Annotated in this window: 24 protein-coding genes and 1 pseudogene; 3 read left to right on the top strand and 22 right to left on the bottom strand. The window is 44.5% G+C overall.

Annotation, left to right across the window (positions count from 1 at the left end; all coding sequences use genetic code 11):
* Positions 1 to 27: 27 nt before the first annotated feature.
* The 19 genes from ABE547_RS09355 to ABE547_RS09265 all read right to left on the bottom strand — a co-directional run bounded on the left by ABE547_RS09355 (position 28) and on the right by ABE547_RS09265 (position 16,933).
* The gene (locus ABE547_RS09355; protein ID WP_347378515.1) at positions 28 to 858 is read right to left on the bottom strand and encodes an MBL fold metallo-hydrolase; all 831 of its coding nucleotides are present in this window, start codon (positions 856 to 858) and stop codon (positions 28 to 30) included.
* Positions 858 to 1,997: a 2-dehydropantoate 2-reductase N-terminal domain-containing protein gene (locus ABE547_RS09350; RefSeq protein WP_347378514.1), complete on the bottom strand. Its 1,140-nt coding sequence runs from the start codon at positions 1,995 to 1,997 to the stop codon at positions 858 to 860. The genes ABE547_RS09355 and ABE547_RS09350 overlap by 1 nt, the downstream gene beginning before the upstream one ends.
* On the bottom strand, positions 1,990 to 3,162 hold the full coding sequence (locus ABE547_RS09345; protein WP_347378513.1) for a hypothetical protein: 1,173 nt from the start codon (positions 3,160 to 3,162) through the stop codon (positions 1,990 to 1,992). The genes ABE547_RS09350 and ABE547_RS09345 overlap by 8 nt, the downstream gene beginning before the upstream one ends.
* A 27-nt stretch (positions 3,163 to 3,189) precedes the next feature.
* Positions 3,190 to 4,596, bottom strand: a complete 1,407-nt coding sequence (locus tag ABE547_RS09340) for an FGGY-family carbohydrate kinase (RefSeq protein ID WP_347378512.1) — start codon at positions 4,594 to 4,596, stop codon at positions 3,190 to 3,192.
* Positions 4,593 to 5,606 carry an alcohol dehydrogenase catalytic domain-containing protein gene (locus ABE547_RS09335; RefSeq protein WP_347378511.1) on the bottom strand — a complete coding sequence of 338 codons (1,014 nt, stop codon included), beginning with the start codon at positions 5,604 to 5,606 and terminating at the stop codon, positions 4,593 to 4,595. The genes ABE547_RS09340 and ABE547_RS09335 overlap by 4 nt, the downstream gene beginning before the upstream one ends.
* A 21-nt stretch (positions 5,607 to 5,627) precedes the next feature.
* On the bottom strand, positions 5,628 to 6,791 hold the full coding sequence (locus tag ABE547_RS09330) for an ROK family protein (protein WP_347378510.1): 1,164 nt from the start codon (positions 6,789 to 6,791) through the stop codon (positions 5,628 to 5,630).
* A gap of 87 nt (positions 6,792 to 6,878) precedes the next feature.
* Positions 6,879 to 7,778, bottom strand: a complete 900-nt coding sequence (locus tag ABE547_RS09325; protein ID WP_347378509.1) for an ABC transporter permease — start codon at positions 7,776 to 7,778, stop codon at positions 6,879 to 6,881.
* Positions 7,779 to 7,781: 3 nt separating this feature from the next.
* Positions 7,782 to 8,702, bottom strand: a complete 921-nt coding sequence (locus tag ABE547_RS09320; protein ID WP_347378508.1) for an ABC transporter ATP-binding protein — start codon at positions 8,700 to 8,702, stop codon at positions 7,782 to 7,784.
* Between the two features lie 101 nt (positions 8,703 to 8,803).
* The gene (locus ABE547_RS09315; RefSeq protein ID WP_235248266.1) at positions 8,804 to 8,989 is read right to left on the bottom strand and encodes a PspC domain-containing protein; all 186 of its coding nucleotides are present in this window, start codon (positions 8,987 to 8,989) and stop codon (positions 8,804 to 8,806) included.
* Positions 8,990 to 9,219: 230 nt separating this feature from the next.
* On the bottom strand, positions 9,220 to 9,435 hold the full coding sequence (locus ABE547_RS09310) for a hypothetical protein (protein WP_347378507.1): 216 nt from the start codon (positions 9,433 to 9,435) through the stop codon (positions 9,220 to 9,222).
* Between the two features lie 91 nt (positions 9,436 to 9,526).
* Positions 9,527 to 9,970, bottom strand: a complete 444-nt coding sequence (locus ABE547_RS09305) for a helix-turn-helix domain-containing protein (RefSeq protein WP_347378506.1) — start codon at positions 9,968 to 9,970, stop codon at positions 9,527 to 9,529.
* A gap of 10 nt (positions 9,971 to 9,980) precedes the next feature.
* Complete coding sequence (locus ABE547_RS09300; protein WP_347378505.1) at positions 9,981 to 11,042, bottom strand: alpha/beta hydrolase; 1,062 nt, start codon at positions 11,040 to 11,042, stop codon at positions 9,981 to 9,983.
* Between the two features lie 119 nt (positions 11,043 to 11,161).
* Positions 11,162 to 11,797, bottom strand: a complete 636-nt coding sequence (locus ABE547_RS09295) for an N-acetyltransferase (protein WP_347378504.1) — start codon at positions 11,795 to 11,797, stop codon at positions 11,162 to 11,164.
* 2 nt (positions 11,798 to 11,799) lie between these two features.
* Positions 11,800 to 12,861, bottom strand: a complete 1,062-nt coding sequence (gene rsgA, locus ABE547_RS09290) for a ribosome small subunit-dependent GTPase A (protein WP_347378503.1) — start codon at positions 12,859 to 12,861, stop codon at positions 11,800 to 11,802.
* Position 12,862: 1 nt separating this feature from the next.
* Entirely contained in the window at positions 12,863 to 13,495 is a 633-nt protein-coding gene (locus ABE547_RS09285) for a TetR/AcrR family transcriptional regulator (RefSeq protein ID WP_347378502.1), read from the bottom strand.
* Between the two features lie 115 nt (positions 13,496 to 13,610).
* Positions 13,611 to 13,994, bottom strand: a complete 384-nt coding sequence (locus ABE547_RS09280; protein WP_347378501.1) for a hypothetical protein — start codon at positions 13,992 to 13,994, stop codon at positions 13,611 to 13,613.
* On the bottom strand, positions 13,995 to 14,147 hold the full coding sequence (locus tag ABE547_RS09275; protein ID WP_347378500.1) for a hypothetical protein: 153 nt from the start codon (positions 14,145 to 14,147) through the stop codon (positions 13,995 to 13,997).
* 272 nt (positions 14,148 to 14,419) lie between these two features.
* Positions 14,420 to 16,219 carry a 3'-5' exonuclease gene (locus ABE547_RS09270; RefSeq protein ID WP_347378499.1) on the bottom strand — a complete coding sequence of 600 codons (1,800 nt, stop codon included), beginning with the start codon at positions 16,217 to 16,219 and terminating at the stop codon, positions 14,420 to 14,422.
* 96 nt (positions 16,220 to 16,315) lie between these two features.
* Complete coding sequence (locus ABE547_RS09265) at positions 16,316 to 16,933, bottom strand: MerR family transcriptional regulator (protein ID WP_347378498.1); 618 nt, start codon at positions 16,931 to 16,933, stop codon at positions 16,316 to 16,318.
* 221 nt (positions 16,934 to 17,154) lie between these two features.
* Between ABE547_RS09265 and ABE547_RS09260 the strand changes: the two genes are divergently transcribed.
* The 3 genes from ABE547_RS09260 to ABE547_RS09250 all read left to right on the top strand — a co-directional run bounded on the left by ABE547_RS09260 (position 17,155) and on the right by ABE547_RS09250 (position 20,824).
* Complete coding sequence (locus tag ABE547_RS09260; RefSeq protein ID WP_347378497.1) at positions 17,155 to 17,856, top strand: TetR/AcrR family transcriptional regulator; 702 nt, start codon at positions 17,155 to 17,157, stop codon at positions 17,854 to 17,856.
* A 122-nt stretch (positions 17,857 to 17,978) separates the two neighbouring features.
* Positions 17,979 to 19,250 carry a hypothetical protein gene (locus ABE547_RS09255; RefSeq protein ID WP_347378496.1) on the top strand — a complete coding sequence of 424 codons (1,272 nt, stop codon included), beginning with the start codon at positions 17,979 to 17,981 and terminating at the stop codon, positions 19,248 to 19,250.
* A 275-nt stretch (positions 19,251 to 19,525) separates the two neighbouring features.
* Positions 19,526 to 20,824 carry a hypothetical protein gene (locus ABE547_RS09250; protein WP_347378495.1) on the top strand — a complete coding sequence of 433 codons (1,299 nt, stop codon included), beginning with the start codon at positions 19,526 to 19,528 and terminating at the stop codon, positions 20,822 to 20,824.
* Positions 20,825 to 20,881: 57 nt separating this feature from the next.
* Here ABE547_RS09250 and ABE547_RS09245 read toward each other — a convergent pair whose 3' ends face one another.
* The 3 genes and pseudogenes from ABE547_RS09245 to ABE547_RS09235 form a co-directional block, all read right to left on the bottom strand.
* Positions 20,882 to 21,646, bottom strand: a complete 765-nt coding sequence (locus tag ABE547_RS09245) for an SDR family NAD(P)-dependent oxidoreductase (protein ID WP_347378494.1) — start codon at positions 21,644 to 21,646, stop codon at positions 20,882 to 20,884.
* A gap of 469 nt (positions 21,647 to 22,115) precedes the next feature.
* Positions 22,116 to 22,325, bottom strand: a complete 210-nt coding sequence (locus tag ABE547_RS09240; RefSeq protein WP_347378493.1) for a hypothetical protein — start codon at positions 22,323 to 22,325, stop codon at positions 22,116 to 22,118.
* A 100-nt stretch (positions 22,326 to 22,425) separates the two neighbouring features.
* A pseudogene (locus ABE547_RS09235) lies at positions 22,426 to 22,614 on the bottom strand (VOC family protein); the annotation flags it as partial.
* Between the last annotated feature and the right edge of the window lie 34 nt (positions 22,615 to 22,648).

Raw genomic sequence — 22,648 nt, 5'->3', positions numbered from 1 at the left:
AAAAGTCGGATTACAGACCATCAAATTTTAATCTACGATATATCTCTCTCCCGGAACAAAAATATGATAAGACTGTGCAGGAGTCTGTTTATGAATGATATCCACAAAACTGCCGGGATTGACTGCATTAACTTCGTACAGATCCCAGTGCACCGGCACCAACAGTCTGGCATGTGTATGAGAAGCAATCGTCACGGCTTCCATACTGTCAAAACATCCGATAATGTCTTTGACATAACGGCGATAGTAATCTCTCCCGTTGATTGGAAGAATCAATGCGTCACAATTCATAATCCGCTGTTCCAGTCCATCATACGGGCAGCAATCTCCTGAATGGAAAATGCGTTTATCTCCCAGCACAAACAAAAAGCCCGTCTCTTGATAACCACCTTCTTGATCCGGATGTAATTCTTCATGTGCCGCCGGTACACCAATCACATGAATATCATCCTCGAAAGCCACCTCCTGATCTGCCTGTACCTTACAGATACGGGACATTGGAATCCCATATTCCCGCAGTGCCTGACACACAGTTGCACAACCGGCAAATACTGCCTTTTTGCTACAGTCCGCTACTGCTTTCAGTGTATACGGATCCGCATGGTCATAATGAGTGTGTGTACAAAAAACATAGTCTACAAAATCCAGTTCTTCTCCCCGGATAGGAGTCTCATACAACCGCTCCCATCGTACCAGATCCGAACTGCAATTTCGGTCCACATAATCAGAAAGATAACCGTCTACCATCAGATATTTTTCATGATATTTTATAAGAAAGCCTACCTGCCCCAAATAAAACAGAGCCACCTGTGAAGGCAGAAGTTGTGTACCTAGTACAATTTCTTTCAAGCTACGCATCACTTATTTCTCCTTTCCATCATCTTTGTATTCTCCGGATCATTTTCGGCATATGAATCTTGAATTTTTTCAAGTTTATGATATTGTTCCATGACAACATCAATCAGCTGCTGATCTTCAAGACCGCCGATTTTACGCAAAATTTCCTCCGGTGTATGGGTGCGGCGGATCTCTTTCCAGGCATCTTCATCCTCTCCGTCATATAGAAGAGCAGCGGCGGCTGTCATAGCCAATACTTGACAATCCTCTCTATGGCTGTAGACCAGTTTCAAAGGTCCCATAATTCGCTCGGTGGATCCCAGCTTTCTCTGTGGTTCCCTTGCATTTCTCTCTACAGTATCCACAATAGTTTTACTTGTGAATTTTGCCCGGGAAAGCAGGGCAAACTCTTTCTGATCTTCCGGATCATAACAAAACTCTTCGCAGAGAACCTTGTTGGTTACCTCATAATTCTGATCCAACAGCTCCTGAATTACCGGGCAGTTGGCAGCCTGCGAATAATCTTTGTATCCATAGATATAGCCCAGATAAGCTATAACAGCACTGGCCGCATTGTAAGTAAACAATTTTCTCGTCAGGAAATTGCCGAAATTCTTTACCGGACGAATAGTATCGGCTTCCGGTACATACCCTTCCAGAAGATCTGCATCAAACTGGAGGTACGGATAATTCTCAGAATCAATCCCCAGCTCACCTTTTTCTGCTGTCGTTGTACAGAATACAGTCGCCTGGCTGACCAGCACATTTTCCATGTCAACAGCTTCCCGGAGAACCCCTGCGGGATTGGAAGCATTTTCACAGGTGATAATATATACTTTATGATTCTCCGGCAGTTTTTCCTTCAATCGAATACCCACATCTTTCAGATTGACACCACCCACAGCCACAAAAAGCAACTCCACATCTGAAAAATCTGCCTGTTCCCAGGTCACTGCCTGATACTTTGTAATCTTCAAAGGTTCCCGCACATCGCCAAAAAAACGGATTGGAAAACCTCCTTTTGAGACAGCCTCCTGTAGTTTTTCTACCAGTATTTCGTCTTTGTCTACGAAAGTCACGGGAACATGTCTCTCTCCCAACAGCCTTGCCACAAATCCCCGTCCGGTTTTTCCGGCACCTATAATCATTGTTCTACTCATGGATCATTCCCTCTTTTTTCAGATAGTCGATTTTTTTGCGGATCAGTCCTGCCAGTTCACCATTCACATCCAGCTTACAGACATTTTCCAACACATAGTTTACCCCTTTATCTTCCCTCATATGACGCAGTTCCAGAGCTGAAGAATCTTCATCGTTGGTATAATAAATGGCAGCCGCTATGCCTGTAGCCAGACTCTCCGGACGAATCCCAAAGGATTCCACCATCCTGGCAGAACCCACCAGACGATCATCCGGGCCCAGCTTACGCAGCGGATCACGCGCATTTCTCTCTAACGTATCTACAATCACACGGTTCTGCAGTTTATTCAGAGAACCACGGGTAAATGCAAACTGCTCCTCTGAAGAAAATCCGTATTTTTTGCAAAGGGCAGCCGATGTTTCCCGATATACACCTTCCAGAAGTTTCACAATACGTTCATCATTGGCAGCGTCAGATAACACCGTATAACCAAGCAGCGCACCTACAAAGGACGTGGTGCCATTGGCAGCATTGTAAGTATAGAATTTTCTTTCCAGGAAACCACCGAACTCATCAATCAGATGCAGTCCAAGAATGTTTGGCAGCTGTCCCACAAGACGTGATGCATCAACATGCAGTTTCCAGTAATCCTGCACATTGACCCAGAGCGGATCTTGTTCTTTCTGCTCCTGTGTCGCATCGATGCCGCTCCTGAGAATCACGGCTTCTGTAATGCCAACTTTTGTCTCAAAATACTCCCTGGCCTCCTCACTGATCTGAGCTCTGATGCCTTCATGCAGAACGTCTGCCGGCTTTTTCCAGTTTTCGCAAGTAATGAAATTGATATTGCCACCATTTCTTGATTTTTTCTCGATACCCCCGGTCAAAAAAGGAACGATCTCCTGCAGATTTTTTCCACCTACCGCATTGAACACAACATCAGCCTCTGCGACTGCATTCATAATTGCTTCCTTTTGATCATATTTCAGACATTTTGCCCCCTTGACCTCACAACTTTTCTCATTGTTTCCCAGTACATTGACGGTATATGCTCCACGCTCATTGATCAGATCCGCCAGTCCGCTCGCTTTTTCTACGAACACAAATGGAATGTCACTCAGATACAGCAGATGCCCGATAAATCCTCTGGCGATTTTGCCTGCACCGAATATTACACAACTCATTTTCCCTGCCTCCTAATAAAATGTTTTTTAAAATTTGCGAAATACGGGTTTTAACCTTTGGTATATTTCTCGATAACTCTGAAAACGCTTCTCTAATGCCGGTACTTTCCGCGGCAGAACAGGAATACCATAATGACACATAGCACGAACAGCGGATTCTTTATCTTTATACAATCCTTCACCCAAAGCTGCCAAGATACATGCGCCATAGGCCGAAGTGTCCGGCTCTGCAGCCACCACAGCCGGTATGCCGAACAGATCTGCTTTCATCTGGTTAAGTACCTGATTGCCCGCAGCTCCTCCGGAAACGATCACATTTTCCGGCAAAAAAGTCAGATCTAAATGACGGAAAATATCCAATGTACTAAAGGCCACACCCTCCAGCACTGCATAGGCCATCTCCTCCCTGGTCGTTTCTGAGGAAATGCCGAAAAACACGCCTTTTGCCTGCTCATCAAAGATGGGGGCACGTTCTCCATTCACATAAGGAAGAAATACCGGCGGTTTTTTTCCGTTTTCTATACTGTTCAGAATCCTGTGGTAGTCATCCGGATTCAGCTTTTTCAAATCATACATATTGATTCCGTGAGCCAGGGAGGCGCCGCTTGACGCTGTTACACCATAGAGTACATTTCCCTGAAAATAAGGAGAACTGATCATCCGCGTATCCACCTGCAGATGTTCTGTAATTACTCCCACATGCTCACTGGTACCGGTCACATCATACATCTGTCCCGGCTGAGTAATCCCCATCCCCAGAAGCGATGCATAATAATCATTGCATCCGTTATATACCGGAATTCCCTCTTTTATTCCAGTTAAATAAGCCGCTTCTTTCGATACTTTTCCTGTTTTCTTACACGGATCAGTCAATGGAGGCAATGCTTCCTCCGTCAGTCTCAGGTACTCCAGCATCTTCTTACTGTACTGCCCTTCCGTCTGGCTGGCCAGCCCTCTCCAGGAATACGGATCACTGCAATCTTCTTTTGTAAGAAATCGAAGCATCCATTCTTTTGGCTGACGCACCGAATCTATATGTTCACGTCCTGCATACTTTTTCTGCAGCCAGAGGATACGCGGCATTGGATAGGACAGTATATCCGGATGATTCATGGAGATTTCCTGTACAAAAGTTTCTTTGGAAAAAGAATCTCGAATTTCTTTTAGTTCTGCCTTACCTACCGGCTCCTGCCAGGACAGTACTTCTTTTCCATTCACAATGTATGTCCCTACTTGGGATGACAGGCCGATTGCTGTAATTTTATCTTTATTTTTCAGCTGACCGAAAGCCCGGCAGATGCTCTCAGCCCACTGTTCTGTCACAGGACGATTCATGCTGCTGTCATAGACTGCCTGAGCCCGCCCCACCGTATGTCCCTGATCGATACACAGGATCTTGACCGAAGAAGTTCCCAGATCTATTCCCGCGATCATAATGTAAACACCGCTTTCACAAAGCCTTCCGGACGGCTTCGCACCATCTCGATTCCTCTGGCATAATCCTCCAGTCCCATTTTTTCGGAGACAAAGTCACACATATTAACCACACCGCTGCTGATCAGGTCAATAGCTTTCTGGTGCATGTTCCAATTGTTTCCGGCACCAATCACCTTCAGGTTGTTGATATGAATATCATCCATACATATCTGCATCGTCTTTCCTCTTCCATAACCTTCCAACACCACTGTACCACCCTTGCGGCATAGCTTCAGTGCGCTCTGTATACATTCTTCCATACCTGTGGCATCAATAATTACATCCGTTCCATCCGGATGGATCTTTGCCATCTCTTTCATCAGATCCTGTTCCGCAGCAGCAATGAAATGATCCGCACCATGCTGTCTGGCCAGTGACTCTCGCCTGCGGCTGGATGCACATACCACCACATCTCTCAGACCCATGGCTTTTGCTACTGCCAGTGTACACAGACCAATGGAACCGGCTCCCATAATCAGACAGGTATCGCCTAACTTTGCCCGTGATTTCTTCATGGTTCCCAGGGCCACTCCCAACGGCTCACAAAGTGCCGCTTCCTCAAAACTAATCTGCTCCGGAATCCGACACAAGCCATAGGCCGGAACGAGCACATACTCCGCATAGGCGCCATTTCTTTTAAAGCCGATTTCTTCGAAACTTTTACAATAACGCCATTCCCCTCTTCTGCAGGCCGGACAGGTCAGGCACACCACATCATTACTGCCAACCACCCGTTCTCCTATCCAAGATTCATCTACACCGGCACCTACACTATCCACAATACCACTCCATTCATGCCCCGGAATCAGCGGATAGTTTGCCGCGATACGCCCATCCAGTACTTCAAGATCCGTTGCACAGATGGCTGCCGCCTTAACCTTTACCCGCACAAACCCTTTATCCGGTTCTGGTATTGGTACCTCTACCAGATTTATATTTCCCGGAGATTCAATTCGCACTGCCTTCATCTTATCTACCTCCTGATCTGTTTATTCAATACTCTGGAACTTACATTCCTCATAATTTGATTCTTCATCTGTCCATTTTTCCTGATTTGCCGTAACTGTATGCATTCGAGTCTCCAACGCAATCAGTGCTGCTCCGGCTGCTGCTTTATTTACATCATATGCATGCAGATGCAGTTCTCCTTTCGGGAGATAATCCCTTATTTTCTCCTTTTTTTCCTGAATCTGCTGCTCCAGTGCACAAAAAAACATGGAATGAATTTCCATCATTTTTCCGCAAACCAGGATCTGATCAATCTGAAACAATATCGCGGTATTAATAATGGCTGTTGCCAAATATCTGGCGGCTTCACTGAGATATGTTTCCAGAAACTCCGGCTTCATGTGTATCATCTTTTCTATTTTCATCCCACTGCGCTTTTCAATCCCCGGAATCGTTGCATAAGCAGCCAAAGTCTCCCCTTCTTCCCCCACCAGTGTATGGCCAATCTCCAGAAGTCCCGTTCCCTTATAAAAACATCCATCCCGGTAAACCGACATACCGATACCATAATCGATACGAAAAAGAATGACATTCTGACCAAAAGCGGCCACGTTGGATGCCACCAGACAATCCGGGTCATGCGTCACGAAAACCGGCAACTCATACCGTCGGAAAAGAATCTCCCTGACCGGTACATTCTCCCATCCGTCACAGTCTTCCAGGCAGATTGATATTCCTTTTGCTTCATCTACCATACTCTGCATAGAAACACCCACGGAGAGAATCCCTTTTTCTTTATATTTTTCCACCAGAGGATCAAGCAGATCATATATCGACCGTAACAGAGTATTTCTATTCTTCCAGTCTGCCTCAGCCTGAATCATCTCAACCTGCTCATTGCAAAGAGTTAAAGTTACCGCAGTCAGACAACTTTTATTGACATCAATACCCACCACAAAATGTCTGTCCTTATTAATCTTCAGTACCAGCGGCCTTCTCCCAGGGCCGGCACTGCCTTGTTTTTCTTCTATCAGATATTGCTGTTCCAGAAGCCGGGACACAATCTGAGAAATCCCGCCCCAGCTCAGTCCTGCCAATTGTTGCAGCTGGCGACGTGTCACTTCTCCATGTTCCCTGATGAGCTGAAGCACTTCCATCAAATTGGTTTCACGCATGTTGGTCTGCGTAATGATCTTCTGCGTCATAATAGTAATGCTCCTTTCATTTCAATTATATCACGCCGTGATATAATTTCAAGCATTATCTTTTCATCCAGAAACTTCCTGTCCCGTCTACCCCTGATTCTTTTCCGGAACTGCAGTCATCATAAGATATACAACGCCCAGCACCAGCACTGCCCCGATCATTACGACCAGCATTTCTGTCGTGGTGACTACATGATCACGGAACACCGGATTACAGTCCAGCGAATCTGCGATTCCCGTAACCACCTCATCCGGAAACCCTTTCGCTTCCATCTCCTCAAACACGCCTCGAAGCATGTGATTCTTGAGCATGGAAGTCCCATATGTACTGGGAAGATATGACATTCCCTTCTGCAGGCCCTTCGAAAAATTCGAAATCGGCATATATGCGCCGCAGATAAATCCATAACCGGCACTTACAATGGTTCCTACCGCAGACATCTGTCCCTGTGTTTTCAATGGGTAGCATACAATACTGGACAGAACTGTACCAAAAAGGATCAGAACAACAATATCAATCACCAATAACACAATATCTCCTGCATTCAGATACCATCCCATTGTCTTGATATATCCCAGACATATGACAAGTGCCAGAAGATTTACCATCAGGGAATTCAGTACCGTAGAGAAGAAATACCCGAGGTATATGACAGGCTTTTTCACGGGTGCCACATTAAAGTCTTTCCTTGAACCATTGGCTCTGTCCTGTACCATCGTCAGATTCACACAGAATGTTACCGTAACACAACTCACTGCAAGAAGCGCTGCTGCAAGCTGGGAAGCCACGGTTCCGTTAATCAGTTTCCCGGATACATCCAGAAATTCCGGCAGTGAAGACTCAAATGACTGCTTATATACATTTGCCAAAAAGGTACCATATAAAACAATCAGAATGATTGGCGTGATCAGAGAAGAAAAGAGCATTCCTTTATCTCTGAAAAACAACTTTCTGTTTCTGTTGATCAATGCGAGTAACGTTTTCATAATCTACTGATTCTCCTCTCCAAGTGACTTTCCGGTAACCGCAAGGAACACATCATCCATGCCTCCCTTGACCACCTCATAATCTCTGAATAATTCCTGATGAGACACAATTAACTCTGTAGCAGCCGCCGTTGAAGGCACAGCGATCTGATATCCGTCGCGGATGGCTTTATACTCCATATCCAGTGTTTTTATCTCCTCTTCTGTTACATCATACAGAGACACATAATCCTGTACATAGCGATTCTTAAGTTCCAGCGGTGTACCTTCCGCCACAATACTTCCGCTGTCAAGAATCACAACATAACCTGCAGAAGCTGCCTCCTCCATGTAATGTGTTGTTAAGAATACCGTCATATTCTCCTCAATTCTCAGATGTTCAATGACATTCCAGATCAGTTTCCTGGTCTGCGGATCCAGACCTGTGGTCGGCTCATCCAGGATCAGGATTTCCGGTCTGTGGATCAGCGCCCTTGCAATATCGATCCTTCTTCTCTGACCCCCGGAAAGTTTTCCGATCGGCCGATTCATAAACGCCTTAAAATCAAGGATTTCTGACAGTTCTCTTAATCTGTTTTCAAAAGCTTTCCCGGTAATTCCATATAGAGCCGCGCGGCTTTTTAAATTTTCCTTCGCCGTCAGCGGCTGATCCAGGATACTGTCCTGAAATACGACTCCGATCGCTCTTTTGGTTTCCTCCATCGAATGCTCCGCATCCATACCATTTACCAGTACTGTTCCGCTGTCTTTTTGAAGCTGCCCGCAGATGATGGAAATCGTCGTACTCTTCCCGGCACCGTTAACTCCCAGAAACGCAAACAATTCCCCTTTCTTCACCTGAAAGCTCAGATCTCTTACCGCTTTCACATCACCAAACGATTTGTTTAAATGTTCAATTTTTATGATGGTATCTGATTGATTCATAAGTCAATATCCTCCAGTTTTTTCTGCATTTCTCAAAATAAGGACTTATGCATTTACCTCATGCATGTCCTGATCTCCTGTATCTCTCACATCCGTCAACCTTACGGGGTTGGCGGAATGATGATTGCGGCAATAATATATGCCAGAATCCCGCTGCCTCCCATAACGCAGAACAGCACCCAAAGAAGCCTGACAAATGTAGGATCCACATTCAGATATTCTGCAATGCCGCCACAGACACCATCTAACATTCTATTTTCTTTTGATTTATAAAGTCTTTTGTTCATCTTTTCATTCCTCCACTGATTAATTCCATTCAAAAACATCTTTCCATGTCTTTACAACCATTATAAAAAACATTCTGTTGACCCGATAGATGTATTTTACAGTGAAATGTGTCATTTTTATAGCGCCGGAGGATACACAAAGCCGATGGCCTGTGAGCACTCTCACAAGTCATCGGCCATGCCTCTCCATGGATCCCATCTTCCCATACATTCTTCAGCTCCGATAATGATTATCGATTGTTATTTTCGTCTTCTGCTTTCGCTTCATTTCCTTTACAGGTTCCATTTCCGTTATGGCTTCCAATTACCTGATTTTTCCGTGGCGAAAACAGCATTCCCAACAATACTCCCGTCAAAAACAACACAGCACCCGAAAGTACGATCTCACGGTCGGTGTATTTTCCTTCATTGATACTGTTGATTAAAAGTTCACATTTCTTTCTCATATTCGTCTCCTTTTCATGTTGTATATGATGAATTATACTCTTTCTCCATACGTTTCAATAGGTACATATTATAGGAAAATGTGCCTTTTTTTCAGAAATCCTCTGATTTTATGGAAGCAAAGTTCATGGCTTCTTTCACCTTTGCCTCAAAAACTTCCGCAGGAACAAGCGCGATTCCCTCCTGGTCATCACTTAGAACAATCAATCTCTGTCCTCCGGTAAGACCGAATATATCCCGTACCGCCTTGGGAATAACAAGTTGTCCCCGCTCATTGATTGTAACGGATCCCCAGATGTTTTTTCCTTTCGGTGCCGGCGGGATGGCGGTCTTGCCATCAATCGTCTCCGATTTTAACAGACTGTCAATTGTGATTCCATATACGTCTGCCAGTCGCTTACATTTCTCAATGTCCGGAATAGTAGCTCCACTCTCCCATTTTGCATATGCCTGACGTGAGATACCGATTTTTTCAGCCAACGTTTCCTGTGAAAATCCATGGATATTGCGCAGCATAATCAAATTGTCTTTCAGCATCGTGTCCTCCTTACTCCTGCAGCGAATTCACTGCTGTAATATAAACATCACTGTGAACCGTATGTATAATGTGGTCGCTGGTATCTGTTTCAACCAGACGGCAGTTGTCGCCAATATAAGATACCGCACGTTCAGCCTGTTCACGGGACGCGGCACAAAGAAAAGTCCCGTTTTCGCTGATACTCTCTTTTGCATGCAGATATATGCAGGGAACCTTAATCGAAGACAGTATCTCTTCATGTGTCAATCCGTGATTCCAGCTCAGATCATAAAACCTCTCACCATATGCAAAATCATACTCTTTTGCATATTCGAATACAATCCATATAGATGACGGAAGAAATCCGATCCGAACCGCTTCATCCGGATGCTTCTGATGATACTTTTCCGCATAATCTGCGATACCGGGCATGGCATTCTTCATAAACAGTTTCCCCCAGTAACAATTCCTCAGATAATATGCTTCCCAGCATTCTTTTTTTGAAGACTCGTTATAGTCGTGAAGCGGCTGATAGGTGTCCAGATATGCAAAGCTTTCTTCCCATCCTTCTCCCTCTGTAGAGAAGATCGGAGGATCTTCCAGCACCGCACCTGCAATATTTTTACCGCCACAAGCCGCAAGATAGGCAGCCGTAATTGCTCCATTGGAATGTCCTGCCACAACCGTAGGACCACCTATCACATGATCAATAAACCAGATCAGATCATCACCGTTTACATCAAGATAGTACAGATTTTCATCATGCGAAGATTCTCCATGACCATACACATCCACCGCATAGATATGCCAGTTTTTACTCAATTCCGGTAAAACGAGTGCATAATCCTCCCACATACTCATCTGTCCGTGGATAAGCAGAAGTGCTGGTCTGTCATTCTCCACTTCTCCATAGTTTATCATGCCTCCGTCAGGCAGTGTTACCTGCTTTTCTTCTGCTCTCACCTCTTTTAGTGCTTTCTCATACTTATCGTACCAGTGCATATTTTTGTACCAGTAAAAATCAAAAGCCGCTGCCAACATTACAATTACGATCAAAACAACTATCCCAACAATTTTCATCACTTTCTTCATAAGTATCCTTTCTTTTTTCTTAACCTTATGAAAATTGTAACCTATAGTTGCCTGATAATCCATGATACAAAGATGTCAAAACAATCAAATTTCTGTTATGTATAGTTGCTTCCATATGATCATTCCTCCTGGAATAACTGTCCCGGAAGTTTCAATTTTTCTTTTACCGGAAACCCCTTATCAAATGATTCCACCTCTGCTTTATCCACAAAATATCCCTGTGGTGTTGCATACTCACCGGTAATGCCATCCAGATATCCCGGAATCAATTCCTTACACAAAAAGAAGGATGCATCTTCGCCTTCCGGCAAACCATGGTAACGAATGCCGAATGTACTTGCCGTGGTAAATCCACTCTTTCCATAAAAGTCAATGTTGCCTTCAAAGCAAACAGCACCACAACCAAGTTCCTTCGCTTTTTCTAATGAGTAGTCCAAAAGAATTTTCCCATATCCCTTTCGCTTTCGTTCCGGTGTAATGCAGATCGGTCCCATCGTCATGATCGGAATCTCTCTGCCGTCATCTGCCTTGATCTTTGCTCTCATAAACATGTTCTGACCAATCAGCCTGCCATCCTGTTCCATCACAAAATCAAGTTCCGGAACAAATGCCGGATCGTCTCGAAGCTGATTCAGCACATAATGCTCATAGCATCCCGGACGATATACATTCCAGAAACTTTCTCTTACCAGATTTTCTACTTCTCGATATTCTTCTTCTTTTTCTAAGCGAATATTAATATTGTTTGTATTCATTTTTATCCCTTCCTGTTTCTTTTATTGATTTTTGCAATCGTTTTAAATTTTTGCTTTTTCTCAGCCAAATATCCTTCTGCGTCTTCCACATATCGATTCTCATTCATCAGTTTTTGATAAGAACGAAGTCGATCCATTGACAATTCTCCTTGCTCCACTGCCTCCTGTACTGCACACCCGGGCTCTCTGCCTGAATGTGTACAATTACGGAAGCGACATCTTTGTGCCAGCTCCTCGATATCTGAAAATGTCTGATCGATTCCGTCTCCGGCATCCCACATCCCAAGTTCACGCATCCCCGGTGTATCGATCACCATGCCTCCGGAAGGCAATAGAATCAGCTCACGATGCGTTGTCGTATGCCGTCCTTTGTCATCATTTCTCAGTCCATTGGTATCCAGATATTTTTTACCCAGCAGACAATTGATCAAGGTAGATTTTCCCACACCGGAAGAACCGATAAATGCAATTGTCCTTCCCTCGGTAAGATACGGATATATCTGCTCATAACCGGTTTTCTCCTTCGCATTTGTCAACAGAATATCCACACCCGCTGCAACAGAAGATACTTCCTTAAGCTTATGATCCGGATCCTCACACAAGTCCGATTTTGTCAGGACAACAACAGGCAATGCACCGCTGTTCCAGGCAATCGAAACATATCGTTCCAATCGTCGAAGATTAAAATCTTGATTCAGAGACATACACAAAAAAACGGTATCAATATTGGCAGCAACCACCTGCTCTTCATTTTTTTCACCGGCCGCTTTTCGGATAAAACTGCTTTTTCGCGGAAGCACATGGTGGATCACTGCGTTACCGCCGTTTTCATTCCAATCCGCCATAACAAAATCACCGACTGCCGGATACTCCGATTTTGTCTGTATCTCATAGTGAAATCTCCCTGATATCTCTCCCAGTTTTTCTCCCTGTGAAGAAACCAGCCTATATATTCCTTTTTCCTGTGAAAGAATCCGCGCAACGGTCAGACCTGCAAATTGCTCCGACGATTTTTCAAAACTCTCAGACAGACCATACTGTTTCATAGGAATCTCATGTTTCATATCACTCTTTCTCCTTCCCCGGATCCATCATATGGCTCTGCATAAAATATTTTGCATGATTACGGAGAATTTCGACATACTCCTCATTATTTCCGGTTTTATCGGACATACTGATCAGAAGAAAAAGCGGAGCATAATATTCTACCGCAAGCTGTCTGGGATTTTCCTGTTTCAATACGCCTTTTTTCATCATCTCTCGAAACAAGTCTTCCATATATGCAACCGGTCCTGCAATCAGGCACTGGCTGTAAAGCTCTGCCATTTCTTCGCTTCTGTACTGTTCCAAAGTCAACATTTTTCGAAATGGAGATGCAAAATCATCCTCTGTCCAAAATTTTAATTGTTCAATGGTATACTTTTGAATATCCTTCACAGATGTATGTTCATACGAGTCCGGCATTGTTTCATATTGTTCAGCCGGCACCCGGTAATCCCTGGCACGCTTTGCATCAATCTGTATCATTCGCTCAACAATGCTGTCAAAGATGGCACGCTTGTTTTTATAATGCCGGTACAGAGCACCTTTCGTTATGTTAAGCTCCTCTGCAATCGTTCTGACAGATACAGCCTCATAGCCATCCCTTGCGAATAACTGCAATGCCGTTATTAATATTTTTTCCTTTGTATCAGCCATATTGCATTCCCCCATGTGACATGTGATAAATCATTCTTTTTACGCTCGTAAACGGTCGTTCACATTTATTTTAGTAAACGACCGTTTATTTGTCAAGCATATTATGATTGCCTTTTTATTTTACAACCTCATTCCACTCTGCCCCGTTCTCATCCGTCCAGGTATCTGTTCCGTTATAGGTAAAATGACGCTCTATACGATCCAGATAGGTTCCATCTGCCAATTTATAAACGGTCGTCTTATCACCACGAAGATTTACAATCTCTACTACATCTTCTCCCGGATAATTGCCTTCTGTAGTCGTTTTTTCTGTCGCATCACCCGCAGGTTCATTTTCTGTTTCTTTCTCTTCTTCCGGAACTGTTATCTTCAATTCACCCGAATCCTTTGTCTCTTCTTTCTTTGTACTGTCTAAGTCCTTTTCGTCTGACTTTACGCTACAGGCACAAAGTGATATAGACAAGATTACAACCATTACACTCAAAATAAATTTTTTCATTTATATACTTCTTTCCTTTTCAATATCCGCTTCAATCATCTCAGGCATGGGAATCCCTTTTTTTTTCAAACGTTCATAATCCTTCATTTCTGACTCCATCTTATTTCCAAACTGATAATAATCACATGGTTCATGATGGATTTGTTTTAGCACGTATTCCTTCGTCCCATCCGTAACCAGATAAGAATATCCCCTTTTCCATGACCCAGCAATTTTATTACTTCGAATGACTTTTCATTTACATACATCTTTTCCATTTGCAGGATCCTTTCACTTTATTCCAGATTACACCTTATATTGTATAATAGTGTAGCGGCTGCATATAGGCACTTTTTATATGCGTATGTGTCCCTTTTATAGATACTTCGTTCGTTCATAAATGTAATTCTCCGGGTGAACAGGAAATCTTTTTTTATATCATATCTTTATATTAGAATATCTGACCTCTGTTCCGGCAGGAAAGGAGACGGTCTTCCCGTATAGAAAAGTGTCAGCTTATGCATAGCTCTTGTACATGCAATATAGAGCAGATTCCTGTCATAATCCGAATGATAATTTCTGTCATCTGCATCAGGTACAATGACCTCATCAAATTCCAGACCTTTTGCCATCCGAATTGACGCAATGGACACCCCATTGGTGAACCTGGTACTGTCCTTCGAGAGTAAATGAACTGCATACTCTCCGGAAATCGCGTTATATAATCTCTTTGCATCTGCACTCGTCTTTACGATAATTCCCAATGATACATTTTCTCCCTCCTCAAATTGTCTGATCCGAGCCGTAATAGAAGCAATCTCATGATCAACGTTTTCACAATATATGGATCCCGGCCGTTCTCCATGACGTTCCACCATTTCAAGCGATGGCTGAGCACAGACCTTTTTTGCATATTCCATAATCTCATAAGTAGAACGATAGCTCTTATTCAAGGCAACAAACTCGGCATCCTTATATATTCTTCTGATTTCATCCAGCGAATGAAGATGGCAGGGATTCAGTATCTGACCAAAATCTCCAAGAATGGTTTTCTGACAGGGATACATCATATTTAAGACTGCAAATTGTATCGGTGTATAATCCTGCATTTCATCAATTACCAGATGCTTCACAGATCTGTTTTCTTCTATCCCTTCGTATGCAGCCATCAGATAGAGAAATGGAAATACGTCTTCCCACTCCAGAGTATTCTCTTCAGATAATACAAACATGTCCTTCTTATCCGTATATTGATAGAAATCCTGATACAGAGCAAGCATGTCCCTGATCATGAGCCTTTTATTTAAACTTTTCAGTATGACATTTGCCTTTGGCACTTCTTCCCACTTTCCCATCAGGGAGCATAAAAATTCTCTGACATCCCCTGCAATATCCGGTAAACTCCGTTCACAAACCGGTTCTTCCCCAAGCTCCGGTATGACACCAGATATATAATCCGCAAACACCTGATTAGGTGATAGAATCATTACATCCTCTGCGGTAATCTGATGTTTGAAGCGATACAGCAAAAATGCAATCCTGTGAAGCGCAATAGATGTTTTTCCGGAACCTGCAACTCCCTGTATAATAAGCGTATTGGCTCTCTCGTTGCGAATGATGACATTCTGTTCCCGTTGGATCGTGGAAATCATAGATTTCATCTTTTCATCCGACGTATGAGCCAGTTCCTTTTGCAGAATCTCATCCTGCACATTTGCCGAACTCTCAATGGCATATTCCATAGTGCCATTTTGTATTTTAAACTGTCTTTTACGTGTAAGCTCTCCTTCTATCCGACCAACCGGTGCCTCAAATCCGGCACGACTAGTCTCATAGTCATAAAATATTCCTGAGACCGGTGCTCTCCAGTCAAAAATCAGTTTTTCATTGCAATGTGTAAACCCAAATCGTCCAATGTAATAGGTATCTGCTTCTTCCTCTCCGTCGGGAACAAAGTCAATTCTTGCAAAATAAGGAGTATCTTTCAGTTTTTCCAGCTTTTCACGTACTTCTACAGCAAATGCGCCTGTTCGATCCGTCTGATTCAATGCCCATTCATTCTGAAGTATTTCATGGCGATCCATCTCATTCCGATATTCAGCCATATATCTCTTTGCATCTCTGTACGCCTGATCTAACCGCAGGACGTCTTCCCCTGCTTTCTTCAATGCGGTATCTATGATTTTCAACGTATGGTCAAGATGCTCAAGTTCATCCGGAAATGGTACCGTATCCTGATGTTTCATATATATCCCCCACTTTCTTATAATTTTTTTTGCGCATATCGGATAAAGAATACCACCAACGCAAAGGCTGGTGGTATACTGTAGGGTTTGAAACTGTCATTCTTTCATTTTTTTCAATATCGTCATAATGTTCTCTGCATTTATTTTTGCTTTTGACAGCGATAAGAGCAGTCTGTCACAGGCTGTAATAATATCATCATCTTCCCGGGGTGTATCAAGTATTTCCCGAATATCTGATTCGGGATTCTTCGAAAGCTGCCGCATCATCCGTCTGATTGCTTCAAGAGAATAGTTGGCACACCGCAATACCCGAATAATTTTTAATTGTCTGATATCCGCATCTGTATAAACACGATATCCGTTTTTCATTCTCTTCACTGCTATCAGACCATTCATTTCCCAATTACGCAGCACATCTACCGAAATATCTAAATATTCGGATACTTCCTTTCTCTTCAGGGACAGCTGACTTTCATGTACTTCTCCATGCAGTATGTCCTGCACGATCTTCTTTCGCAGGCCATTTTGCAGGATCTCAATTTCAAATCCAAGACGTGCGATCTGTATTTGACAGATGTGCAGATCCGTAAATACACGATATCCGTTTTTCTCCCGCACCGGTTTTGTGATCAATCCCCATTTCTCATAAAAACGCACGGTATTGGGATGTATTCCCATCATCTTTGCAACTTCTGATGTTCTGTATTTTTTCAATCAATCTCCTCTCCGGTTACGTTTCCTTATCGCTCTTTCTATGTGCGAATCTATTATACCGGAGGATTTTCGTATGGACAAGTATATATCATGTGTTCTATACCAGGCTGCTGAGACCAGACTACTGATTTATGAAATAATCACTGTCTCCATCTTGAAAAGCTTATACTCACCTGCTATAATTGGTTTGCAAACCAATTTGTATGGCAGGGGGTGATGAAATGGCAGTACGAAGCGACGGGCTTCAGACGGAAAAACGGATCTTGCAGGCTTGTGTCAGGCTGTTTCTGGAAAACGGATACCATCAGACGACCATGCTGCAGATTCTCAGGGAAGCAAAAGTTTCCTCCAGCAGTTTTCAGAATCTGTTCCACAGCAAGGACGGCGTTTTGATGGAGCTGGTAAAATTCATGTTTGAAAACCAGTTCGGCATTGCCAGAAACGTTACAGGCGCTGCGCTCCCGCCGGTGTATGTCTATGCGGCGGAAACTGCGCTCCAGATCACGCTGACGGAGCTGAATGAAAATCTGCGGCAGATCTATCTGGAAGCCTACACGCAGGAACACCTGCTGGACTACATCCAGCGTGCCACGGCGAAGGAACTGCATGGCATCTTCGGTCCGTATCAGCCGGAGCTTACAGAGCAGGATTTTTACGAGCTGGAGTGTGGCTCGGCAGGACTGATGCGCGGATATATGGCTAATCCCTGTATGGGAGAATTCACGCTGGAGCGGAAACTGAACAAATTCGTGACACTGGCACTGCGGGGCTATAAGGTGCCTGAGGACGAGCTGCAGAGGGTTCTGGCCTTTCTTGCAGGGCTGGATATGCGCGGCATTGCCCAGTCTGTCATGGAGGAACTGTTTCGCCGTCTTGCTATGTGCTATGAGTTTTCCCTGGACGGTCTTCTGCCGCAGGGGTAGAAGCAAACAAAGAGGATTTGCAGGGGAGTACTCCCTTGCATAGGGAAATTCCCTATGCAATCTCCTTATGAACAGATTCCTTTTCTGAGGAGTACAGAGAAGAAAAAAAGAAAGGAAAGATTATGAAGAAACGATTTTTCAGTATTTTGCTGAGCCTTTGCATGGTGCTGATGCTCTTACCGGTCACGGCCTTTGCTGAGGATGACCCGACGATTACGATCAGCGGCGCGGATGTGGTCTGCGCACCGCAGGACTACGAATTCACCGTAACGGTGTCGGAGGGCGTGACCCTCGACAGCAAGTTCGGGTTTGACACCGGCAGCAGTGGCAGTGACAGTGATCTGACGGTGGATGATGACGGCGTGGTCCGCGGCGTGATGCCCGCGGAATGGTACAACGTGGAGAATGGTAGTTTCCAGCTAACAGTACACGGAAAGACGAAAGACAACCATGATATTTCCGCAAGCAAGACCGTTACGCTCAAGCCCGGTCACAGCTTCGTTGACGGTGTCTGCCAGTGGTGCGGCGCGAAACAGCAGTACACCGTGGAGTATGACGGCGGCGCCGAATTCGGCCTCCAAGTGGCCTTCAAGACCCACGGCGTGGATCTGCCTCTTGCCGAAAAGACCTTCCACCGCGAGGGCTATGTCCAGACCGGCTGGATGGGCTCGGACGGCATATTCTATGAGCTTGGCGGTGTCTATACCACGGACGCGGATGTGACGATGTATGCCGCGTGGGAGAAGATCGTCACCTTGACCGTACCTTTCACCACAACGGTAGAATTGGGCGGCAACACAGCTCCCGGCGAGACGACGTTTGATCTGGCGATCGTGGGCGCCTATGCAGGCGAGGATAGCTACGCGGACGTGACCGTCTCCGGCTCCGTCACCACCGACGGCGCAGGCGACTATACGGGCACGCTGACTCTCACCGGCCCAGATGATCAGCTCTGGAATATGCTCTGCGAGGGCGCATTCGTACAACAGGTGAATGCAGGCGAAGAAGGCTGGACCTATGACGACACAGTGTGGGGTCTGCTTCTGGATGGAGGCGTTGCCCTCTCTACGGATGATGCAGCGCCGGAATATACCGTGGTTATCCTCCCGGCAACCTGTGAGGAGACGGATAACGGTGTATACTACGACCTGGACTGGGAGGCTGATCCGCTGGATGAGATGAGCTTTACCAACATCTATACCAAATCCACAACCAAGCCGACAGAATCGACCAAGCCAACAACAAATAATACGAATACCGGGGTAACAACAAGCGTGCAAACCGGCGATAACAGCAATCTCATGCTGTGGCTTGTTCTGTTCGCTGTATCCGCTATCGGTGCAATTGGCACAGGTGTATACAACAAACGTAGGAGAAACTCCCGCACAAAATAAACGGAACAAATAGAGTAGGCGGATGAAGTTTTCATCTGCCTACTTATCTAAGTATTATTATAATGTTCCACCAAAATCTGTCTGCAACGCCTGACCGGTATAACCACTATCTCCAACGAATTTTCCCTGGACGGTCTTCTGCCGCAGGGATAGAAGCAAACAAAGAGGATTTGCAAGGGAGTACTCCCTTGCATAGGGAAATTCCCTATGCAATCTCCTTATGAACAGACTCCTTTTCTGCGGAGTACAGAGAAGAAAAAAAGAAAGGAAAGATTATGAAGAAACGATTTTTCAGTATTTTACTGAGCCTTTGCATGGTGCTGATGCTCTTACCGGTCACGGCCTTTGCAGAAACACCTTCAGAGAGGTACGCACTTTACATCGTGTTTGATCACGGAACGCTGAACGGCAAGCAGGGCTCCATCTGTAAGGGAACTAATTATAAGGCGGGCGACAAATACGATATCCAAAAAGACGTGTGCGGAGATACAGGTTATCTCCTGACGGATTACGAACCGTATGAAATCGTGGGTTGGACGAATCTTACAGGTACTTTTCTTAAAGGGGACATCTATGCACGGGCCATTTTCAAGTTGTCAGCACCCACCATCAACGGTGCAAATCAGGTCTGCTCGCAGCAGGACTACGAATTCACCGTCACGGCAGCGAAGGGGCTGAGCGTCAGCGAGTTCAGTTATACTGTAGGCGAAGCGAAGTATACCGACTCCATCACTGAACAAGACGGTGTACTCTATGGCCTTATCCCCGCTTCGGTCTATGCTTCAGATATTGACAGCTTTACTCTTTCAGTAACGGGAACAGCACCGAGCGGAGAGACTGCAACCGACAGTAAGACCGTCAAGGTCATTCCGGATCACAACTTCGCGCACGGCGTCTGCACTATCTGCGGCGCGCAGCAGGAGTTCACCCTGAGTGTACCTTTCACCACAACGGTAGAATTGGGCGGCAACACTGCTCCCGGCGAGACGACGTTTGATCTGGCGATCGTGGGCGCCAACGCAGGCGAGGAGCGCTATGCGGATGTGACCGTCTCCGGCTCCGTCACCACCGACGGCGCAGGCGACTATACAGGCACCCTGACTCTCACCGGCCCAGCTGATCAGCTCTGGAATATGCTCTGCGAGGGTGCATTCGTACAGCAGGTGAATGCAGGCGAGGAAGGTTGGACCTATGACGACACAGTGTGGGGTCTGCTCCTGTCTCAGTTCGTTGCTTCTTCCTCTGCGGACAGCGCAGAATATACCATGCTCATCCTCCCTGCAACCTGCAAGGAGACAGATGACGGTGTGTACTACGATCTGGACTGGGAGGCTGAGTCGCTGGATGAGATGAGCTTCACCAACATCTATACCAAGTCCACAACTAAGCCGGCAGAACCGACAGAATCGACCAGGCCAACAACAAATAACACGAATACCGGGGTAACAACGAGCGTGCAAACCGGCGATAACAGCAATCTCATGCTGTGGCTTATTCTGTTCGCTGTATCCGCTGTCGGTGTAATTGGCACGGCTGTATACAACAAACGCAGGAGAAACTCCCGCACAAAATAAACGGAACAAATAGAGTAGGCGGATGAAGTTTTCATCCGCCTACTCATCTAAGTAATATTATAATGTTCCACCAAAATCTGTCTGCAACGCCTGACCGGTAATTGCACGAGACTCATCACTTGCGAGGAATAACAGAATATTTGCCACATCATCCGGCATACATGGCTGAACTTTCAAGTCACTGTGTTTTGCCATCTGTCCCATCATATCCGGATCCAGACTTGCCGGATTTGTTCCGGCTACCATAGGCGTCACGATTGTTCCCGGACAAACTGCATTACAGCGGATATTCGTTCCCGCGAATCGAAGTGCTGTGTGGCGTGTAACACCAATAACGGCAGCTTTGGAAGCAACATAAGCAGCTCCTCCACATCCCATAACCCCCGCAATGGATGCTACATTCACAATTGATCCATATCCCGTTTTGGACATTTCAGCTGTTGCCGCACGCATACAGTACATCGTTCCTTTTTGATTAATTTCAACAATACGATCCAAATCTTCGTCTTTAAAGCGATCAATTGGTTTTAATCCCTCTTCCAGTACTCCTGCATTATTTACCAGAATATCTAACTTTCCATAGGTTTCTACAGCTTTAGCAACTAATGTATCTGCATCTCCTTTTTTGGAAATGTCTGTCACTACCGGAAGCACTTCTCCGCCATCTTCTCGGATAGCTGCCGCAACCTCTTCGAGTGGTTTTTCCCTTCTGGCTGTAATGATCACCTTCGCACCCTCTTTTGCAAATAATTTTGCTGTCGCAGCACCTACACCGGAGTTACCTCCCGTGATGATAGCAACTTTTCCATCTAATCGTCCCATCTTAACTTCCTCCATTTTGTTATTTTTTTAACATTTTCTTAATTATAACTGTTATTCCATATTACGTCAATGTAAAAATATCTGAAACACCTTCCTTAATATTATTATCCAAATACATTCAATACTCCATGTGCCAGAATCCAAAAAGAGCCGTCACCAACAGGTAGATTTTCCATTCTTTTTTGATATAACATCTTAGTTTGTTCCAAATAGTCCCTCTGAAAAGTATCTCCTCAAATACAGGTGTTATGATTCCACTATATAGAATCATAAGCATATTCTGTAATGAAAGTCCTCTGATAAGAAACAAAGTGACTATAAAAAACAATACTGTAAAAAACGTTGCGAAAAAATATATCTTTTCAAACTTTACCGGCAACACAGAAAACTCAAAAGTTTTTCATCCATGAATTGAAATGCTATACGCTTTATTCCAAGAAATATCCTTTCGAACTACGGAAACCAGTATTCACTTATTCTTCCTGGATATTTTGTAATTCGTGAATGCCAGTAACAACTGTGCGATTGATAAAACGGTAAATAAGAAACCAAGTTCGATTCGTCCACGGTAAAAATGACCATAGCAGACCACATGGTCACAAGCGATCCGATAGGTAATGATAAAATAAAGAGCATAGATACCCGAAACTGCCAATGTGATCAATACGGCTGTTTCCATAGCTTTTTATCCGCTTAAGCCGGACAGATTCCAAATCTCATAGACCTTTCCGAAAATAACGCCCATATGTTCATAATGATTCCACCAAGTCTTATAGTAATTAATTGTTTCTATCAACCGTAATCTCTATCTGATTTCCTTCCGGATCAAGTATACAACTTTCGTAATATCCATCACCTGTTGTACGTGGACCACTGATTACTTCATATCCGTCATCCTTTATTTTCTCTGTAATTCTGTCCACATCTTCTTTTCCACCAACTGCAAATGCAATATGTATCTTTCCAGATTATTTACATACATTGTAATATGATCTATACGCA

It is taken from the genome of Dorea sp. YH-dor226, assembly GCF_039832105.1.
GTDB lineage: Bacteria > Bacillota > Clostridia > Lachnospirales > Lachnospiraceae > Dorea_A.
The sequence above is the reverse complement of the archived record's forward strand: the minus strand, read 5'-3'. Positions and strand labels throughout refer to the sequence as shown.

What these genes read in the sequence shown, in the direction of transcription:
- ABE547_RS09355 (WP_347378515.1), bottom strand. Translation starts at nt 858, where the DNA reads ATGCGTAGCTTGAAAGAAATTGTACTAGGTACACAACTTCTGCCTTCA.
- ABE547_RS09350 (WP_347378514.1), bottom strand. Translation starts at nt 1,997, where the DNA reads ATGAGTAGAACAATGATTATAGGTGCCGGAAAAACCGGACGGGGATTT.
- ABE547_RS09345 (WP_347378513.1), bottom strand. Translation starts at nt 3,162, where the DNA reads ATGAGTTGTGTAATATTCGGTGCAGGCAAAATCGCCAGAGGATTTATC.
- ABE547_RS09340 (WP_347378512.1), bottom strand. Translation starts at nt 4,596, where the DNA reads ATGATCGCGGGAATAGATCTGGGAACTTCTTCGGTCAAGATCCTGTGT.
- ABE547_RS09335 (WP_347378511.1), bottom strand. Translation starts at nt 5,606, where the DNA reads ATGAAGGCAGTGCGAATTGAATCTCCGGGAAATATAAATCTGGTAGAG.
- ABE547_RS09330 (WP_347378510.1), bottom strand. Translation starts at nt 6,791, where the DNA reads ATGACGCAGAAGATCATTACGCAGACCAACATGCGTGAAACCAATTTG.
- ABE547_RS09325 (WP_347378509.1), bottom strand. Translation starts at nt 7,778, where the DNA reads ATGAAAACGTTACTCGCATTGATCAACAGAAACAGAAAGTTGTTTTTC.
- ABE547_RS09320 (WP_347378508.1), bottom strand. Translation starts at nt 8,702, where the DNA reads ATGAATCAATCAGATACCATCATAAAAATTGAACATTTAAACAAATCG.
- ABE547_RS09315 (WP_235248266.1), bottom strand. Translation starts at nt 8,989, where the DNA reads ATGAACAAAAGACTTTATAAATCAAAAGAAAATAGAATGTTAGATGGT.
- ABE547_RS09310 (WP_347378507.1), bottom strand. Translation starts at nt 9,435, where the DNA reads ATGAGAAAGAAATGTGAACTTTTAATCAACAGTATCAATGAAGGAAAA.
- ABE547_RS09305 (WP_347378506.1), bottom strand. Translation starts at nt 9,970, where the DNA reads ATGCTGAAAGACAATTTGATTATGCTGCGCAATATCCATGGATTTTCA.
- ABE547_RS09300 (WP_347378505.1), bottom strand. Translation starts at nt 11,042, where the DNA reads ATGAAGAAAGTGATGAAAATTGTTGGGATAGTTGTTTTGATCGTAATT.
- ABE547_RS09295 (WP_347378504.1), bottom strand. Translation starts at nt 11,797, where the DNA reads ATGAATACAAACAATATTAATATTCGCTTAGAAAAAGAAGAAGAATAT.
- rsgA (WP_347378503.1), bottom strand. Translation starts at nt 12,861, where the DNA reads ATGAAACATGAGATTCCTATGAAACAGTATGGTCTGTCTGAGAGTTTT.
- ABE547_RS09285 (WP_347378502.1), bottom strand. Translation starts at nt 13,495, where the DNA reads ATGGCTGATACAAAGGAAAAAATATTAATAACGGCATTGCAGTTATTC.
- ABE547_RS09280 (WP_347378501.1), bottom strand. Translation starts at nt 13,994, where the DNA reads ATGAAAAAATTTATTTTGAGTGTAATGGTTGTAATCTTGTCTATATCA.
- ABE547_RS09270 (WP_347378499.1), bottom strand. Translation starts at nt 16,219, where the DNA reads ATGAAACATCAGGATACGGTACCATTTCCGGATGAACTTGAGCATCTT.
- ABE547_RS09260 (WP_347378497.1), top strand. Translation starts at nt 17,155, where the DNA reads ATGGCAGTACGAAGCGACGGGCTTCAGACGGAAAAACGGATCTTGCAG.
- ABE547_RS09255 (WP_347378496.1), top strand. Translation starts at nt 17,979, where the DNA reads ATGAAGAAACGATTTTTCAGTATTTTGCTGAGCCTTTGCATGGTGCTG.
- ABE547_RS09250 (WP_347378495.1), top strand. Translation starts at nt 19,526, where the DNA reads ATGAAGAAACGATTTTTCAGTATTTTACTGAGCCTTTGCATGGTGCTG.
- ABE547_RS09245 (WP_347378494.1), bottom strand. Translation starts at nt 21,646, where the DNA reads ATGGGACGATTAGATGGAAAAGTTGCTATCATCACGGGAGGTAACTCC.
- ABE547_RS09240 (WP_347378493.1), bottom strand. Translation starts at nt 22,325, where the DNA reads ATGGAAACAGCCGTATTGATCACATTGGCAGTTTCGGGTATCTATGCT.